The 16,062-nt window shown below is 31.3% G+C and carries 16 protein-coding genes; 9 read left to right on the forward strand and 7 right to left on the reverse strand.

Annotated features, from left to right (window positions below; translation table 11 throughout):
• Positions 1-127: 127 nt before the first annotated feature.
• The 5 genes from MUN68_RS05550 to MUN68_RS05570 all read right to left on the reverse strand — a co-directional run bounded on the left by MUN68_RS05550 (position 128) and on the right by MUN68_RS05570 (position 8,329).
• Positions 128-2,980, reverse strand: coding sequence for a gluzincin family metallopeptidase (locus tag MUN68_RS05550; RefSeq protein ID WP_249995671.1), 2,853 nt, complete (start codon positions 2,978-2,980; stop codon positions 128-130).
• Positions 2,977-4,245 (reverse strand): endonuclease/exonuclease/phosphatase family protein, encoded by a 1,269-nt coding sequence (locus tag MUN68_RS05555; protein ID WP_249995672.1) that lies wholly within the window; start codon positions 4,243-4,245, stop codon positions 2,977-2,979. The genes MUN68_RS05550 and MUN68_RS05555 overlap by 4 nt, the downstream gene beginning before the upstream one ends.
• A gap of 27 nt (positions 4,246-4,272) precedes the next feature.
• Positions 4,273-4,959: an LOG family protein gene (locus tag MUN68_RS05560; protein ID WP_249995673.1), complete on the reverse strand. Its 687-nt coding sequence runs from the start codon at positions 4,957-4,959 to the stop codon at positions 4,273-4,275.
• 30 nt (positions 4,960-4,989) lie between these two features.
• On the reverse strand, positions 4,990-7,821 hold the full coding sequence (gene uvrA / locus MUN68_RS05565; protein ID WP_249995674.1) for an excinuclease ABC subunit UvrA: 2,832 nt from the start codon (positions 7,819-7,821) through the stop codon (positions 4,990-4,992).
• Positions 7,822-7,981: 160 nt separating this feature from the next.
• Positions 7,982-8,329: a hypothetical protein gene (locus tag MUN68_RS05570; RefSeq protein WP_249995675.1), complete on the reverse strand. Its 348-nt coding sequence runs from the start codon at positions 8,327-8,329 to the stop codon at positions 7,982-7,984.
• A gap of 153 nt (positions 8,330-8,482) precedes the next feature.
• On the opposite strand from MUN68_RS05570, the gene MUN68_RS05575 reads away from it, so the two are divergent.
• The 7 genes from MUN68_RS05575 (at position 8,483) to MUN68_RS05605 (ending at position 12,924) form a co-directional block, all read left to right on the forward strand.
• Positions 8,483-8,668 (forward strand): pyridoxamine 5'-phosphate oxidase family protein, encoded by a 186-nt coding sequence (locus MUN68_RS05575; RefSeq protein ID WP_249995676.1) that lies wholly within the window; start codon positions 8,483-8,485, stop codon positions 8,666-8,668.
• Between the two features lie 9 nt (positions 8,669-8,677).
• Positions 8,678-9,490: a peptidylprolyl isomerase gene (locus tag MUN68_RS05580; protein WP_249995677.1), complete on the forward strand. Its 813-nt coding sequence runs from the start codon at positions 8,678-8,680 to the stop codon at positions 9,488-9,490.
• A gap of 56 nt (positions 9,491-9,546) precedes the next feature.
• Positions 9,547-10,074, forward strand: coding sequence for a hypothetical protein (locus tag MUN68_RS05585; protein WP_249995678.1), 528 nt, complete (start codon positions 9,547-9,549; stop codon positions 10,072-10,074).
• Between the two features lie 136 nt (positions 10,075-10,210).
• On the forward strand, positions 10,211-10,660 hold the full coding sequence (locus MUN68_RS05590) for a hypothetical protein (RefSeq protein WP_249995679.1): 450 nt from the start codon (positions 10,211-10,213) through the stop codon (positions 10,658-10,660).
• Positions 10,660-10,860: a helix-turn-helix transcriptional regulator gene (locus MUN68_RS05595; protein WP_249995680.1), complete on the forward strand. Its 201-nt coding sequence runs from the start codon at positions 10,660-10,662 to the stop codon at positions 10,858-10,860. Before MUN68_RS05590 ends, MUN68_RS05595 begins: the two co-directional genes overlap by 1 nt.
• A 117-nt stretch (positions 10,861-10,977) precedes the next feature.
• Positions 10,978-11,787: a helix-turn-helix domain-containing protein gene (locus MUN68_RS05600; RefSeq protein WP_249995681.1), complete on the forward strand. Its 810-nt coding sequence runs from the start codon at positions 10,978-10,980 to the stop codon at positions 11,785-11,787.
• A 63-nt stretch (positions 11,788-11,850) separates the two neighbouring features.
• On the forward strand, positions 11,851-12,924 hold the full coding sequence (locus MUN68_RS05605) for a serine hydrolase domain-containing protein (protein ID WP_249995682.1): 1,074 nt from the start codon (positions 11,851-11,853) through the stop codon (positions 12,922-12,924).
• Here MUN68_RS05605 and MUN68_RS05610 read toward each other — a convergent pair.
• Positions 12,921-13,610 carry an SIR2 family NAD-dependent protein deacylase gene (locus tag MUN68_RS05610; protein WP_249995683.1) on the reverse strand — a complete coding sequence of 230 codons (690 nt, stop codon included), beginning with the start codon at positions 13,608-13,610 and terminating at the stop codon, positions 12,921-12,923. The two genes, MUN68_RS05605 and MUN68_RS05610, sit on opposite strands and share 4 nt — an antisense overlap.
• A gap of 224 nt (positions 13,611-13,834) precedes the next feature.
• Between MUN68_RS05610 and MUN68_RS05615 the strand changes: the two genes are divergently transcribed.
• Both MUN68_RS05615 and MUN68_RS05620 read left to right on the forward strand, forming a co-directional pair.
• Positions 13,835-14,488, forward strand: a complete 654-nt coding sequence (locus MUN68_RS05615; protein WP_249995684.1) for a TrmH family RNA methyltransferase — start codon at positions 13,835-13,837, stop codon at positions 14,486-14,488.
• 106 nt (positions 14,489-14,594) lie between these two features.
• Complete coding sequence (locus tag MUN68_RS05620; protein ID WP_249995685.1) at positions 14,595-15,230, forward strand: hypothetical protein; 636 nt, start codon at positions 14,595-14,597, stop codon at positions 15,228-15,230.
• Here the strand turns inward: MUN68_RS05620 and MUN68_RS05625 are convergent.
• Complete coding sequence (locus MUN68_RS05625; protein ID WP_249995686.1) at positions 15,216-15,998, reverse strand: carboxypeptidase-like regulatory domain-containing protein; 783 nt, start codon at positions 15,996-15,998, stop codon at positions 15,216-15,218. The two genes, MUN68_RS05620 and MUN68_RS05625, sit on opposite strands and share 15 nt — an antisense overlap.
• Between the last annotated feature and the right edge of the window lie 64 nt (positions 15,999-16,062).

Raw genomic sequence — 16,062 nt, forward strand, 5'->3', positions numbered from 1 at the left:
TAGCTAAAGTTTCTATGGTTTACAACCATGCTAACTGTTATAAATTTATTGAATTATCATAAAAACGACATGTTTTTTATGAAATTCTTAAAATTGTTTAATGAATTAGATTTTGGTTAAGAATTTTCTAAAACCATCGTCGCCTAAATAGTCCTAAAAGTTTCCCTGGATCTAAGGTGAATAAAATCCGAATACGTTCTTCGTAGTTTGGTTGTCCAACTTCCCAGCCTAAATTAGAATAAATAGGAAAATAAACTTCGAAATAGTCGGTGATTAAGTTTAATCTAATACCAGAATCATAAGCAAAGTTTGGATTATGGCTTCTGTTTTTTATTAAACCTATATCGCCATACGCTTCAACATATCTCCAAATCGTGGTACTTGCATTAATAGTTGTCATCCATCGGTTTGCAAAAGGTGTTTCTAACATGGATTTAAATCCACCATCTGCAATAATAATTTGCTGACTAAAAATACCAGAAGATTCAGATCGACCTAAGTAGTTATAATCGAAAAGATAATCTGTTGGTCTATCTAACGCAAAACTAAAATAATCTGATGTTGGATCGGTTTTGTTGTATAAAAATGTGCCTGCAAAAAAGCGAATATTAAATTGTCGATTACTTTGGGAGAGTTTTCTGTATTCGTAGTTGACAGCTATTTTACCAAAGCGTTCGGCAAGCTGAAAATCGTAAAACCATTTTTCAAAATTGATAATACCAGGTTTTCCAGTAACATATCTTACATTAAAAACATTATAATCTGGTACATCTACAATATCATTATCAACTTCAAAAATTGTAGGATCATTAACATCTCTACTAATGGAAAGGAATCTAAAATTCAAACTTTTAAATTCATCAGATCTAAAATCAGAATCATTTCTGAAATTCATGGAAATACTTGGTGTAATACGAGTAACAAAAGCCTCTTCAGCAAAAGAAGCATAACTTGCGCCAAATCCATAATTAATACCATATAGATTACTGTTTTCTATGTTCTGAGTATATTGAGCAGATGCTCTACCAGTAATTATTTTTGAATTGGTAGCGTATTGTGGAGATATTTTATAATTAAGTCGTTTTCTGAGTAATGTTTTGTTGTAAAATTTCCCGCCAAATGTTACTCCATCATAGATGTTTTTAAATTCTAATAAGGGCATCATAAAGATTTGATTGTAATATGGATCTTCAACATCTTGAATGAGTCTAAATTGAAGAGGCTTATTATTTAAAAAATTACTGTTTAACGATTTATAATTATCTCTAAGATTAAACTCAGGAATGGTATTGTCATAATTTAAAGCAAACTTATTGTTTCCATCATTAGGGATTGTAATTGTTTTCTTTTCGTTTATGTTTTCTATCCAGGTTTTAGAAAGAATTGAATCATTATCTAGCGTAAATAACGAAACAGGTGCTTTATGATCTCTTTTGTTTAAAATGGTTAGCGTTATAGAATCTTCAGTAGCTTCAACCTTTTTGATTTTGAAATCAATCTTTTTTCTAGAATTGACATAATCTGTAAAAAACCAATCGACATCTTTATCTGTATTTTTCTTAAGTAGGTTTTCGAAGTTTTTAGATGATGTAATTTCAGTTTTATTATCAGTTAAGTACTGACTTAGTGTTGATTCAATAGTGTTTCCATTTACAAAATCATCTAAATACCGTAAGCCAACACCAGCTTTATATTTGTTTGCAATATTAGAATTGAATTTTAAAAGAGAATCTTTAGAAGTTGTTAGTGCTTGATCAATATTAGTTCTTGCCATTTGCATGTAAAACATTACAAACTGATCGTTATATTTTAAATCTGCAGCATGAAAGGATCTAATTCCCCAAATATTTGCTAGAGTACCAATCATTTTGGTGTCAGGATAATAGGTTTCGATATACTTCATTAAATAGTAAATCTGAATGCCTTCTTTTATCCAATAATCTGTTCTAGGATTGACTAAAAGTGTGTTGTCTAAATAATTTTTAAGAGCTGTTTTTAGCAATTTTAATTCGTACTGAAAACTATCAGGAAAAGGTCTAATAAAATCAGGTAAAAGGTTTAAACCATAAAGCGGATCTTTTTTGTAATCGCTTTTAGTAATTAATAAACGTTGATGTGGATATTCTCCAAGGTTTTGAGTAATAAAACGTGTTATTTTATCTGTTATTAGTGCTTTTTGATTTGGAGTAATGTTTTTACTACTAATGTCAGAAATGATATTAAAATCATCGGTTTGAACAAATTTAAAGTTAGAGAATTTAACTAATATAAATGTTGTGTTAACCCTGTCTTGGCCTTCTAAAATTATGGTTTGATTGTCTTTAGTTTGTTGAATGTCAATAGTATTTAATTCAGAAACAAAAGTATATCCTAATGGCAGTTTAATTTCAAAATTTAGATGCGCTTTTGGTGTATAGAGGTCGTCAAGATTTTTGTTGCTATAAATTTGCCACTTTCCATTGTAAACTGCAGGTGTGAGATACCAGTATTTTAAATTAAACTCTTTGTTTTTACTAATGCCATGACCAGTAAAGGTTTCATCTGGAAGAACTAAACTGTAGTTTAAATTAAGTTCATATTTTTGATTAGGTAAAAGTGGTGCATCTAAGTCTATTTTTACAATATCTGGATGCTCATCAAGCTGGCTAAAAATTAGGTCTTTGTCAGCATTATTTTTTAAAGTGGTAATTGTTGTATAACCACGTTGATCATTTTTTGCAAGATGAAATTTAAGACTATATTCTTCTTCAAATCGTTTGGCTAATGGTGTTTTTTTTGTTGAGTAGGCATTATTCCAATCGTTTAAGTAAATCACTTTTAACGCATCGTCACTAGTGTTATGATATATGATTTTCTGTTGTATGTGAATGGTTTTATTTTCCACATCAAAATCGGCTTTTAGATCAATAGAATTTTGACCAAAACCTATTTTAAATAAGAGCAAACTAAATGCAACAAAAATGAACAGTTTTAATTTCAATGTGCTACGATGAATTTTAATGGTTTATTTTGTAATTCTTGCGATGTTATGTAATATATACCATTTGACATAGATGACATGCTTTCTTCAATATATAACGAATTTTTAACAGTTATAGTTTTAATTACTTGTCCTAAACTATTGTTAATAGTTACCGTTTTTAATTGAGCTAAAGGATTTAGTTTAAGCATTAAAGTGTTGTTGATGACATTAGAACCAACAAATTGCATTGCAGATAGAGTTGTAAATTCTTCTAATGATAATGTTTGATTCGTTTGTAACTCTAATGTAACGGGAAGGTGGTCACTAAAATTATGCAAAGCATTTCTTATGAAGGACGAATAATCTGCTCCACTACAATCTGATGAATTGATTGCTTGATTGTAACATTGTACGTTTGCGTTATTTCCAAAAACCTTATATGAATTTTCTACAAATTTAATTTCAGGATTTGTTTGCATGTTTTCCGACGTCAAAATAAAATCGAATCGATCATCAAAACCTCCAGTAGCACCACCAAAACCTGTTTGTGTTCTTGTAGATTGTGTCATAACCTCAATGTAACTAGTGTTATTATGCCAGCTTCCAATTTGATCTGCAGGATCTATAAAGTCGATATTATTGTTATTATCAGTATCTATGAGTTCTTGAAATGCAGGTTCGGAATGCGTGTATACATTGAAATCTCCAGCCAGAACTACATTGCTGTCCGAAGGTAATGCATCTAAGTAGGCCACTAAATCTTCAACCATTTGAAGACGAAGTGCTTGATTTTCAGTGCCACTAGATGCTTTTAAATGACAAACAATAAAATCAATAAATACTGGATTTGTATCAGATTCTAATGAATTGATTTTCATTCGATAATGATTAAAATCTCTGTAAATACTTGTGACAATAGTTTGGCTTTCAAGGATGAATTTAGAACTATCATAATAAATTAAATTCTGAAGATCATTTTGATCACTAATGTTGTCGTCAGACGTATTTAATTCAAATATGGCGCTTTCAATATTTGGATTTAAAAATTGAAGGGAATTCAATATGGTTTGTGCACCATTTATATTATTTAACTCACAAACCATAAATATATCAGGTCTGTAGTCATCTAAAATGGCTTCTAAATATTGTAAGCGATTAGGTACTGCATCTTCTAAAGGAAAATTTAAAACATTGTAAAACATTATTTTAAAATTCTCTTGTGCGTGCAATCCTTTAAATGCAAAGATGCAAATCAATACAAACAAACATAGTTTCTTTTTCATAGCACTATTAAAAAGTGAATGTTTGTTCTAGAAATTTGGACTTAAACCATAGTCTTTATAGAAACCGTCCAAAATGCCAATAACTTCATCAGCAGTATCTACAACGTGGATTAAATCTAAATCTTTTGGACTGATATTTTTTTCTTCGAGTAAGGTAGATTTTACCCAATCCATTAAACCTCCCCAAAAATCGGTTCCAACCAAGATGATAGGGAATTTTTCAATTTTATTGGTTTGTATTAAAGTCATGGCTTCAAAAAGTTCGTCTAAGGTTCCAAAGCCTCCAGGCATCACTACAAAACCTTGAGAGTATTTTACAAACATTACTTTTCTAACAAAGAAGTAATCAAAATCCAAACTTTTATCAGAATCGATATACGGATTATCATGTTGTTCAAATGGCAATTCAATATTTAATCCTACAGAAGTTCCTCCTGCAATATGTGCGCCTTTATTACCAGCTTCCATAATTCCAGGTCCACCACCTGTAATGACACCATAACCATGGTCTACAATTTTGGTAGCTACTTCTTCTGTGAGTTTATAATATTTATGATCTGGTTTTGTTCTTGCAGATCCAAAAATGGAAACGCAAGGTCCAATTTTACTGAGTTTTTCGTAACCGTTTACGAATTCACCCATAATTTTAAAAATTGCCCAAGAATCGTTGGTCTTAATTTCATTCCAACCTTTAGTGTTTTGTTCTTTCTTCATTTATATTCTTATTAATTTTAAGTCAACTGGCTAATTTAATTCTTTTTTCAAGAATTTAGCAGTGTAACTCTTTTTATCTTTAATTATCTCTTCAGGAGTTCCTTTTGCAACGATGTTTCCACCGCCTTGTCCACCTTCATAACCAATATCAATTATATGATCTGCCATTTTAATCACATCTAAGTTGTGTTCAATGATTAAAACCGTATTTCCTTTATCTACCAATTTGTTCAGGACTAACATTAAGACTCTAATATCTTCAAAATGCAAGCCAGTAGTTGGCTCATCTAAAATATAGAAGGTATTTCCTGTGTCACGTTTGCTAAGTTCTGTAGCCAATTTAATTCGCTGTGCTTCACCACCAGAAAGCGTTGTGCTTTGTTGGCCAAGCGTGATATAGCCTAAGCCAACATCGACGATTGTTTTTAGTTTTTTATGAATCTTTGGTATGTGTTCAAAGAAGTCGACAGCCTCGTTCATGGTCATATTGAGAACATCACTAATTGATTTCCCTTTATAGCGAATTTCAAGAGTTTCTCTATTAAATCGTTTGCCTTGACAGGTTTCACATTCGACATAAACGTCTGGAAGGAAATTCATTTCAATTACACGTAAACCACCACCTTGACAGGTTTCACATCGACCACCTTTAACATTAAAACTAAAGCGACCTGGTTTATAACCTCTAATTAAAGCTTCAGGAATTTTAGCAAACAAACTTCGTATTTCGCTAAATGTACCTGTGTACGTTGCTGGATTACTTCTTGGCGTTCTTCCAATTGGAGATTGGTTAATGTCAATCACTTTATCAATATGCTCTAATCCTTTAATGCTTTTGTAAGGCATTGGTATTTTGACGCCATTAAAGTAATAGGCATTCATTATTGGATAAAGTGTTTCATTAATGAGTGTTGATTTTCCACTTCCTGAAACACCAGTTATACCAATCATTTTTCCTAAAGGAAGGCTTATCGAAACGTTTTTTAAATTGTTTCCTGTACAACCTTTAAGTTCAATTTTTTTACCATTCCCTTTTCGTCGTTTTTTCGGAACAGGAATTTCTTTTTGACCATTGAGATAATCTGCGGTTAAAGTTTTGTGAGTTAGTAATTCTTCAGGAGTACCAATACTGATAATTTCTCCACCAAATTTCCCTGCTTTCGGACCAATATCTATGACATAATCTGCACGTTCTATCATGTCTTTATCATGTTCTACAACAATTACAGAATTGCCAATATCTCGAAGCGCGACTAAGGAATTGATTAATTTTTCGTTATCACGTTGGTGCAAACCAATACTTGGTTCATCTAAAATATAAAGTACACCTACCAATTGTGAACCGATTTGAGTTGCTAATCTAATGCGTTGTGCTTCTCCACCTGATAGTGATTTTGAACTTCTATTAAGTGATAAATAATCTAAACCAACATCTAATAAAAATTTCGATCTTGCTTTAATTTCTTTTATAATTTCTTCAGCAATTTTGAATTGTTTTTCACTAAGGTTGTTTTCTAAATCTTCAAACCATGCAGCAAAATCTACAATATCTTTATCAGCAAGTTCTCCGATGTTAAGCCCGTTGACCTTAAAATACAGCGATTCTTTTCTAAGCCTTGAGCCTTCACAAGTTGGACAAGAGACTTTGTCCATGTATTCTTTTGCCCAACGTTTAAGCGATGTTGTTTCTGCATTTTTATACTGACTTTCAATAAAGTTAGCAACACCTTCAAATTCTATTTTATAATCACGAGTTACACCTAAGCTTTTACTTTCAACTGAAAACTTATCGTTTCCACCATGCATAATCATTTGTTTGGCTTCATCAGGAATCGTTTTAAAAGTATCATTTAGACTAAAACTAAAACGCTGTGCTATGGTTTCGAATTGCTTAAAAATCCAACTGCTTTTTTGCGGACCATGAGGCGCTAGAGCACCAGCATTAATAGACAAATTTTCATCTGGAACAATTTTATTTTCGTTGACCTGATATAAAGTTCCAATCCCATTACATGTCTGACAAGCACCTTTTGGTGAGTTGAAAGAAAAATTATTAGGTTCAGGATTAGGATAGGAAACTCCAGATGAAGGGCACATAAGATTTCGACTAAAATAACGCGTTTCATTGGTGTCATGATCGAGAACCATCAATACATCTTCACCATGATACATTGCAGTATTTATGGTTTCAGAAAGACGCTTGTCATTATCAGCAGTATCATCAATTTTCAGTCGGTCAATGACAATTTCAATGTCATGCATTTTGTATCGATCAAGCTTCATGCCTTTCACTAAATCACGAACGTCACCATCAGTTCTTACTTTAACAAACCCTTGTTTTGCAATTTGTTCAAACAGTTCTCGATAATGGCCTTTTCTAGAGCGAATAATAGGAGAGAGGATGTTAATGCGTTTGCCTTTATAACTCGCTTTGATGAGGTCCTTGATTTGTTCATCATTGTAACTCACCATTTTTTCTCCAGTATTATAACTGTAAGCATCACTAGCTCGAGCGTAAAGCAAACGTAGAAAATCATAAATTTCTGTAATCGTCCCAACAGTAGATCGAGGAGATTTACTTGTTGTTTTTTGTTCGATTGCAATAACAGGAGATAAGCCATCAATTTTATCAACATCAGGACGTTCTAAGCCTCCTAAAAATTGTCTTGCATATGCAGAAAATGTTTCAATATATCGACGCTGACCTTCAGCATAAATTGTATCGAATGCTAAAGATGATTTGCCGCTTCCAGACAAACCTGTTATAACAACTAATTGTTCACGTGGAATGGAAACATCTATATTTTTTAAGTTATGCACTCTGGCACCTTTAACCTCTATGGTTTCGTGGAATTTGCTCATAAATTAACCTGAAAATGCGAGTTCTGCTCACAAAGTTGCAAAGGTACAATTTTTAGTTGTTAATTTAATTGAAGATTAGACTTGTAACAATTAGACTTGTTTCGTTTTTGGAATAAAACATTTAGAATTGAAAGTGTTTTAATTTCATGATTGTTTTGAACTATAAAATACTTAATTCTTTAGCTTTAATTGACGCAATGTAATTCGCTTTTACTTTTGCTAAAAATCCGAAAAATTGACTTCCATCTTTTTTCTTAAGAATCACATACGTTTTACCATTTTCTTTAGTAATCACTTTGTCTACAATAACGATATTGTCATATACACTTGAGTAATTTCCTAATTTACCACGTTTGATTAATATATTTGGTTTTGGAAAGTTTATGTAATTAAAATTTTGAGCATAAGGCTCATTTATTATTAATTCGTCACCAATTTTGGGTTGATCTTGCGCGTTAGAATAAAAACAAACCCCTAAAAATAATAGTGTGAGTACTAGTTTTTTCATAATAAAAGATATTTAAATTGAGAATTTCACTAAAATATTGATTATTAACTTTCTGAACAATTTTTTTTAAAAGATTTAACTGTTTATTCACAATCTCCTTAGGAATTACTTTTTGTTCATTTTCTTTTATTAAATTGTTTGCAAATCCTAAACATGTTTCTTATAAAAAACATCAAAAATTATATCGATAAAAGTAATTTAAGCTGTCTGGATACAGCTTCTATAGATAATATACCTAATGTTTCGCCAAAAGAAATTTTTGATTATTATGAGCCTGATGCTATAATTATAGCCATAATTGCATCACCTCAAACGGTTCTTAATATCAAACAGAATTGAATCAAATTAATGATGAAAACAAATATTAGAATTGCAATTACAATACTAGTATGCTTATTCTTACTAAGTTATAGTTCTAAGTATGATCAAGATAAAACTATTGTAGAAATGACAACCAATTATGGCACAATGGTGATTGAGCTTCATAATGAAACGCCTTTACATCGTGACAATTTTATCAAACTAGTTAATGATAAGGCTTATGATAGTTTACTGTTTCATCGTGTGATAGAAACCTTTATGATTCAAGGAGGAGATCCAGACAGTAAAAATGCAAAACTTGGTGACTTTTTAGGTGAAGGTGATTTAGAGTATTCGGTTAATGCGGAATTTAAACCAGACTTATTTCATAAAAAAGGAGCTTTATCAACTGCAAGAGTTGAATCTCTTGGAAGAGTGTCGAGTGCGATGCAGTTTTTTATTGTTCAAGGTAAAGTCTATAATGATAGTCTATTAGAAGTTGCTGATTCGCGTATTAATAAAATGCTGGCAAGGCATTATTTTTTAAACCAGCCAGAAAATGAAGCGCTTTGGACTGCTTTTAAAAAGGCAGAAGATGATGAAAATCAGTTCATGATTTTAAATGATAGTATTAATAATATGGTAAAATACTTCACGGATTTTAAAACATATCGCATTCCGCAAACACAACGTGAAGTTTATAAAACGATAGGAGGAACACCTCATTTAGATCAGAATTATACCGTTTTCGGACAAGTAATTGAGGGTCTAGACATTATTGATTCCATGGCTAAGGTGAAAACCGACAAATGGGATCGACCTGTTAAAAATGTTATCATTAAATCTGTAAGAATTAGATAATGAATTTATCATATAAATTTATATTTTAGTTAATCATAAATCAAAAGAAAATACACATGAAATTATTAGGAATAGGATCAAGAATTAATCATTCAGAATATGGCAAAGGTGTCGTTACTAATGTCACATCAAAACATTATTGGGTGACGTTTATTGAAAACGGATTAGAAACTATCGAGCTTGATAGTGAATTTGAAGTTATTGAAGCTGCCGAAGATGAAGTAGATACGGTTAGCTTTTTTGATGTTGAAAGTAGTTTAGTTCAGATTCTGAAAAAATGGAGCGATGTCACAGAAGTCATTTCAATAGCTGATAAATGGAAAGGTGGAAAATTAATTCTAGAACCTGGAGATACAAGTTTGCAAAGCAAAGAGATTCCTATTGATGGTTTTTTCCATAAGATAACGATGGTTAGAGACCGACTTCGAGTGATGGAACAAAAAATTAACTCCAGTAAGAATCTTGATGAACAAGAAAAAATAGATCTTCAGCAATACATTACGAGGAGCTACGGAAGTTTAACCACTTTTAATGTGCTTTTTAAACTGAAAACGCAGCAGTTTGTTGGGCAGAAGAGTTCGTAAACTTAGACGTTTTTAATAATTTTAAAATCACTGTTTTTAGTAAATAGTGATTTTTATTTGTACAATTTCAAAATGTAAAGTATATTTGTCATATAGTAAAAATAATTTTACTTAATATAAAGTATATTTGTCAATTATGGAAAAGAGTAGTTTTATTGAATGTGAGAGAAAAGGTTTAGAAAGACTAATTAATTTTAGATTGCCTCATTATTTTTATAAGATAGGAATGCTAATAGCAGGCTTGGCAATTGTAATGATGTTTGTTAGAGCATTTGCAATGGAAGGAGATCAAGAAGTTCTTAAAGAAGTATTTAAAAAAGTACTTTTAATAGGTATGCTATTTATGTCTATTGCTAGAGATAAAGTAGAAGATGAGATGGTCGTAAAATTAAGAATGCAATCTTATACCTATGCATTTGTAGCAGGTGTTATTTATGCTTTAGTTATGCCATTTGTTGAATATGGTGTTTCTAATGCAATGAAACCAGAAGGTGAAGAATTTCATGACATTGGCGATTTCCAATTATTGTTATTTATTCTTATGGTTCAGCTCTTATGTTTTCATACTTTAAAACGTATGCGATAATGAAAAACACAATAAAAGTAGAACGCGCTATTTTGAGTTTAACTCAAGATGATTTAGCCAAAAAAATAGGTGTATCACGTCAAACGATAAATTCTATTGAAGCTAATAGATATGTGCCTTCAACGGTTTTAGCTTTAAAACTTTCAATGGTGTTTAGTAAACCAGTTAATGATTTTTTTAAACTCTCTGACAATGATTAAATTAATACTTCTAATCGTTTCATTAATTCTCAATGTGGTCACAGCTATTTTAAAAGTGTAACAATTGTATCGTTTTTATATCTTTAGTATATAGGTTTTAAATTTTTAAAGTCAATTATGAAGATATTATCTAAAGGTGAATATTATGGCATCATGAAATCTGAGCATAATTATGATGGAGTTATGCTTTCAGAATACAATTATTTACAGGAAGAAACAGATTGGCATTACCACGAAAACCCTTATTTAATGTATGTACTACAAGGGAGTTTGTTTGATATTAATAAGAAAAAGCAAACAGCCTGTTCTTCAGGAAGTCTGTTTTTTTATAATTGGGATGAGCCACATTTTAATTCAAAACATTCTGATCATGCTAAAGGTTTTCATATTGAGTTTGAGCGACAATGGTTTAAAGAGAAGCAGTTAGATTTAAATTTATGGGAAGGAAGTCAGTTAATTGAAAATCCTAAACTTCACCATATATTAGCAAAACTCTATTTCGAGTTTAAATGTGATGACGATTATTCTCAGGTTTCTGTTGAATTGTTATTATTACAACTTTGCGAAGGCATAGATTCGATACATATTATAAAAACCTTAGACGAACCCTTATGGATTCAAAAACTAAAGGATATATTGCATCAAGTGAATCAAAACCTAAGTTTAGATGCACTTTCAAAACAACTAGGAGTTCATCCCACTCACATTTCTAGAGCAGTTCCAAAACATTTAAAAACAACCTTAGGCGATTACATTAGACAACATAAAGTGAAGACAGCTATAGGTTATATGATGAATTCAAAATTGTCCTTAACCGAAATAACCTATCTCAGCGGATTTTCAGACCAAAGTCATTTTATCAGATTATTTAAACTTTATATAGGAATGACTCCAAAGCAATATAGGAGGAAAATTAATGCATGTTAATTTCATTCTATTTTTTAAATAAATCGAGTTTTATATTTGGACTATTAACATAAAAATCAAAACATGAAATTTAAATGCCTTCTTTTACTTTGCTTATGTTTCTCAACACAACTTAGCGCTCAACTCGATTTTTCAAAGGCTAATAGTAAGTCATTGCTATTACTTAATGAGATGGACAGCATCGTTAAATCTGGTAAGTACGAACAAATTACGAGTATATTAGTCGCTCAAAATGGTCAAGTTTTATTTGAAAAATACTACAACGATAATACTGTTGACTCAAAGCATAACACACGTTCTGCAACTAAAACGATGGCAACATTACTTACAGGAATAGCTATAGACAAAGGATTTGTAGCCTCTGAAAAAGATAACATATTTACTTATTTGAAACATACTTTACCAGTTAAAAATCCTGATAAACGCAAAGAGATCATTACCATTGAAGATTTACTAACGATGACTTCTGTTTTAGAATGTGATGATAGTAATTGGCATTCTCGAGGACATGAAGAACGTATGTATTTTATTGAAGATTGGACTCAGTTTTTAGTCGATTTGCCTGTACGTTCATATCCTTTTGGACCAAAGCCTGAGGATGCACCTTACGGAAGAGTTTTTGCTTACGCTTCTGCTAAAGCTGCTGCAGTAGCTGAAATTCTTCAGAATGCTATAAATGGAGATTTAGTGGAGTTTACCAAAAAGCATTTATTTGAACCTCTTGATATTACAGATTACACCTTAAATTATACGCCTAAAGGTATTTTGAATACAGCAGGAGGAAGCGAATATAGAAGTAGAGATTTTTTAAAACTGATTCAAATGTGTGTCAACAAAGGAAAATGGAATGGTAAACAAATTATTTCTGAATCTTGGATAGAAAAAGCAACGATGCCAAAAGTTAAAGCATATGATGACACAGATTATGGGTATTTTATGTGGCTAAAAAGCTTCGGAAAAACAAAAATGTATAAATCGTTTTACATGGCTGGTAATGGAGGAAACAAAGTTTTAGCCTGCCCAGAGCTTAATCTTACGGTTGTAATTACTGCTACAAATTATAACAATCGTAATGCTCACAATTATACAGATGAGATCATGAATACTTATATTATTCCAACAACAGAGGCTAATTAAAATTCGCGGGTTTTAAGTAAGTCGATTAATGTTTTCATGCCTGAAGTCGCAGTGTCTGGAATCACTTTCAAAGCAGTTTTGCTATCCATTGCAGGATGAGGATCAATAAAATAAGTTGGTGTATTTTCTGGAACATAATGCATCAAACTAGCAGCAGGATAGACTTGCATAGAGGTGCCAATAATGACTAAAACATCAGCAGTTGCACAGATTTCCATTGCTTTTTCAATCATAGGAACTGCTTCACCAAACCAAACAATATGTGGACGTAATTGATAGCCTTTCACGCATAAATCACCTAATACAAGATTTTTGGTCCAAGATTGGATGTCGGTTTCATTTCTTGTGCTTCGCACTTTTAATAATTCACCATGCAAATGGACAACATCATTGCTTCCAGCACGTTCGTGAAGGTCGTCTACATTTTGAGTAATGATTGTAACTTTATAATCAGTTTCTAAATCAACTAAATCGAAATGCGCAGAATTTGGTTTGACTTCTAATAGCTGTTTACGACGTTGATTATAAAATTCTAAAACTAATTCTGGATTTTTTTGAAAGCCTTCAGGAGTAGCAACTTCCATTACATTATGACCTTCCCATAATCCGTTGGCATCTCTAAACGTTTTTAGTCCGCTTTCAGCACTCATTCCAGCACCAGTTAATACCACAATGTGTTTCTTCATGTGTTTATGTTAATTGTTTTTTATTGACACCTGCTATTTGCTATTAATCATTCTATCAAGTGATAAAATTTTGAATATGCTCGTTTCATAAACTAAAAATAACAATTTTATGTCATAGTAAGTTAGGTCTTTTGCGTTTGCTGTCTCAACTTATATAAATCTATCTTTAATTAAAAGATTGTAACGTATCTTTGTTCCTTGAAATGACATTCGTACCTTAGCGTATGATTGATTTAGATCTTCTAGAACATTTAGAAACGTATCTCACAGAACATCGTAAAGAACGTTTTGCAAACGTGTTATCTCAACGTACCAAGCATTTTACTGTGGCTACAGAAGATGTGTATCAATTGCATAATACAAGCGCTGTAATACGAAGTTGCGATGTCTTTGGTATTCAAGAAGTTAATATTGTAGAAGAGATTAATAGCAAAAGTATTGATCGCGAAATTGCAATGGGAGCACAGAAGTGGGTTGATTTAAATCGATATAATTCTGTAAAGGAAACGATTTTAGATTTAAAGCAGAAAGGTTACCAAATTGTAGCAACAACTCCTCATGAGAAAGATGCGATGCTTCATGATTTTGATATCACAAAAAAATCTTGTTTTTTCTTCGGAAGAGAAACAGAAGGTTTATCTCAAGACGTTATTGATGAAGCAGATTGTTTTTTGAAAATACCTATGGTTGGATTTACCGAAAGTTTGAATATTTCAGTTTCAGCTGCTATCATCTTACAACATGTAACTACAAAACTGAAACAATCTAATATCAACTGGCAACTTACAGAAGTAGAGCAGCAAGAAAAACGATTAGATTGGTGTAAGAAAACAATTAAAAGTAATGAAGAGATTATTGAACGGTTTTATCAAATATAATTGTTTATTTAATGTCACTAATCTAATATTCTGACACTTAAGACGATATAATTTGCTGATTAATTTTAGATGAATAGATTCGTTTTTAATTAGTTATTATATAAAAATGAGTGTTTTAATCAATCAATTAAAAACACTGCTTTATTCGTTTCTATTAATTTTTGTTGTTGGTCTAATATTGTTAGGGACTTTATTAGGGATTCATTTTCATAAAGATGTGCCATTAGAAATTTTAACAAATGATTTAGCAGTGATTGGAGAGCTTCCTATTTATGCAGGTTTTTTATCTCAAGTAGGAATTTTGTTGTGGTCTGCTGCTGCAGCAATATGCATGTATAGCGTTCAATTTATTGCTAATAAAGAACATCAAAAGTTTATAAAGGCTTCGGTTTATATTACGATGCTTTTAGGTTTAGATGATGCGTTCATGTTTCACGAAACGTTATTTCCTTCTTTAGGAATTCATCAAAAAGTTGTGTTTTTATGTTATGGAATAATGATGCTTGTTTATTTGTATCGATATTATAAACTAATTCTTACTACAGATTTTATCCTGTTTATATTTGCCTTGGGATGGTTTGGAATTTCTATGTTAATAGATAATTGTATACGTGATGTATCTCCATACATTACTAAGTTAGCAGAAGATGGTACTAAATTTATTGGAATAGTAACTTGGTTAGTGTTTTTTGCAAGAACCTGTAAGAAGTTTCAAGAATACAATGATTTAAAATCGACCTGATTTTTTACTTCTGCTTAATACTTTGTATTCTTCGTAGCATTCACTAATGGCATCTAGAACTTGAAGATCATTCGCAGTTTCAATAAAGTCTTTAGAATAATTACACTGATTTATAATTTCGTCTAAATCATATTTATCAACTTGTAACAAGACTAAAAGCATTTCTCTATCAAAACGTGATGCCAAGTTATTTCTAATCTCATCGTCTTGCTTCATTTTTTTGAGCTTACGTAATTCGTTTGGTTTTTTTCCAAACATATTATGTAAGAAATCTGCAGGATTAAAAATAGCACCTAAAACCTTGTTTACAGCATTAGGTCTCTTACTTCCTGCTTCATAACCTTTGTTTGATAGTCCAGAAATACTGTATCTATAATTAGATTTAATAGGTACTTGCTTAATATCGACAGCTAAATAACCTGTCAGTTTTAATTGATTGACAACAACTTCTTCAAGGGCTAAGGCCAATTCGGTTAAACCGATTTTTGTATTGCCAAATTTAAGCCAATCGTTTGTGACTCTTACTTTTATAGATTTATAACCTAAATATGAAAAGTGAAGTGTATCATTAACATTAGCTCTAATTTCAAATACACCTTCATCATCAGATGATGTACCAATAACTTGATTTAAGTTTACAATATTCACACGATCTATTGGAAGATCTGTTGATACATCAATGATAGTTCCTTTTACAGACGTTACATCTTGAGCAACACATATAACTGTTGTAAAAAAAAGAAAAGCAAGTGCTTGTAGGTGTCTCATGTATTAAAATTACGATATAAAAGTAGTAAACAAAAGTAAATAACTAAACTAATGCCTAATATTT

Origin of the sequence: Psychroserpens ponticola, assembly GCF_023556315.2 — a bacterium.
Taxonomy (GTDB): domain Bacteria; phylum Bacteroidota; class Bacteroidia; order Flavobacteriales; family Flavobacteriaceae; genus Psychroserpens; species Psychroserpens ponticola.

Coding starts and splice junctions, on each gene's coding strand:
- MUN68_RS05555 (WP_249995672.1), bottom strand. CDS start 4,245: ATGAAAAAGAAACTATGTTTGTTTGTATTGATTTGCATCTTTGCATTT.
- MUN68_RS05560 (WP_249995673.1), bottom strand. CDS start 4,959: ATGAAGAAAGAACAAAACACTAAAGGTTGGAATGAAATTAAGACCAAC.
- uvrA (WP_249995674.1), bottom strand. CDS start 7,821: ATGAGCAAATTCCACGAAACCATAGAGGTTAAAGGTGCCAGAGTGCAT.
- MUN68_RS05570 (WP_249995675.1), bottom strand. CDS start 8,329: ATGAAAAAACTAGTACTCACACTATTATTTTTAGGGGTTTGTTTTTAT.
- MUN68_RS05575 (WP_249995676.1), top strand. CDS start 8,483: ATGTTTCTTATAAAAAACATCAAAAATTATATCGATAAAAGTAATTTA.
- MUN68_RS05580 (WP_249995677.1), top strand. CDS start 8,678: ATGATGAAAACAAATATTAGAATTGCAATTACAATACTAGTATGCTTA.
- MUN68_RS05585 (WP_249995678.1), top strand. CDS start 9,547: ATGAAATTATTAGGAATAGGATCAAGAATTAATCATTCAGAATATGGC.
- MUN68_RS05590 (WP_249995679.1), top strand. CDS start 10,211: ATGGAAAAGAGTAGTTTTATTGAATGTGAGAGAAAAGGTTTAGAAAGA.
- MUN68_RS05595 (WP_249995680.1), top strand. CDS start 10,660: ATGAAAAACACAATAAAAGTAGAACGCGCTATTTTGAGTTTAACTCAA.
- MUN68_RS05600 (WP_249995681.1), top strand. CDS start 10,978: ATGAAGATATTATCTAAAGGTGAATATTATGGCATCATGAAATCTGAG.
- MUN68_RS05605 (WP_249995682.1), top strand. CDS start 11,851: ATGAAATTTAAATGCCTTCTTTTACTTTGCTTATGTTTCTCAACACAA.
- MUN68_RS05610 (WP_249995683.1), bottom strand. CDS start 13,610: ATGAAGAAACACATTGTGGTATTAACTGGTGCTGGAATGAGTGCTGAA.
- MUN68_RS05615 (WP_249995684.1), top strand. CDS start 13,835: ATGATTGATTTAGATCTTCTAGAACATTTAGAAACGTATCTCACAGAA.
- MUN68_RS05620 (WP_249995685.1), top strand. CDS start 14,595: ATGAGTGTTTTAATCAATCAATTAAAAACACTGCTTTATTCGTTTCTA.
- MUN68_RS05625 (WP_249995686.1), bottom strand. CDS start 15,998: ATGAGACACCTACAAGCACTTGCTTTTCTTTTTTTTACAACAGTTATA.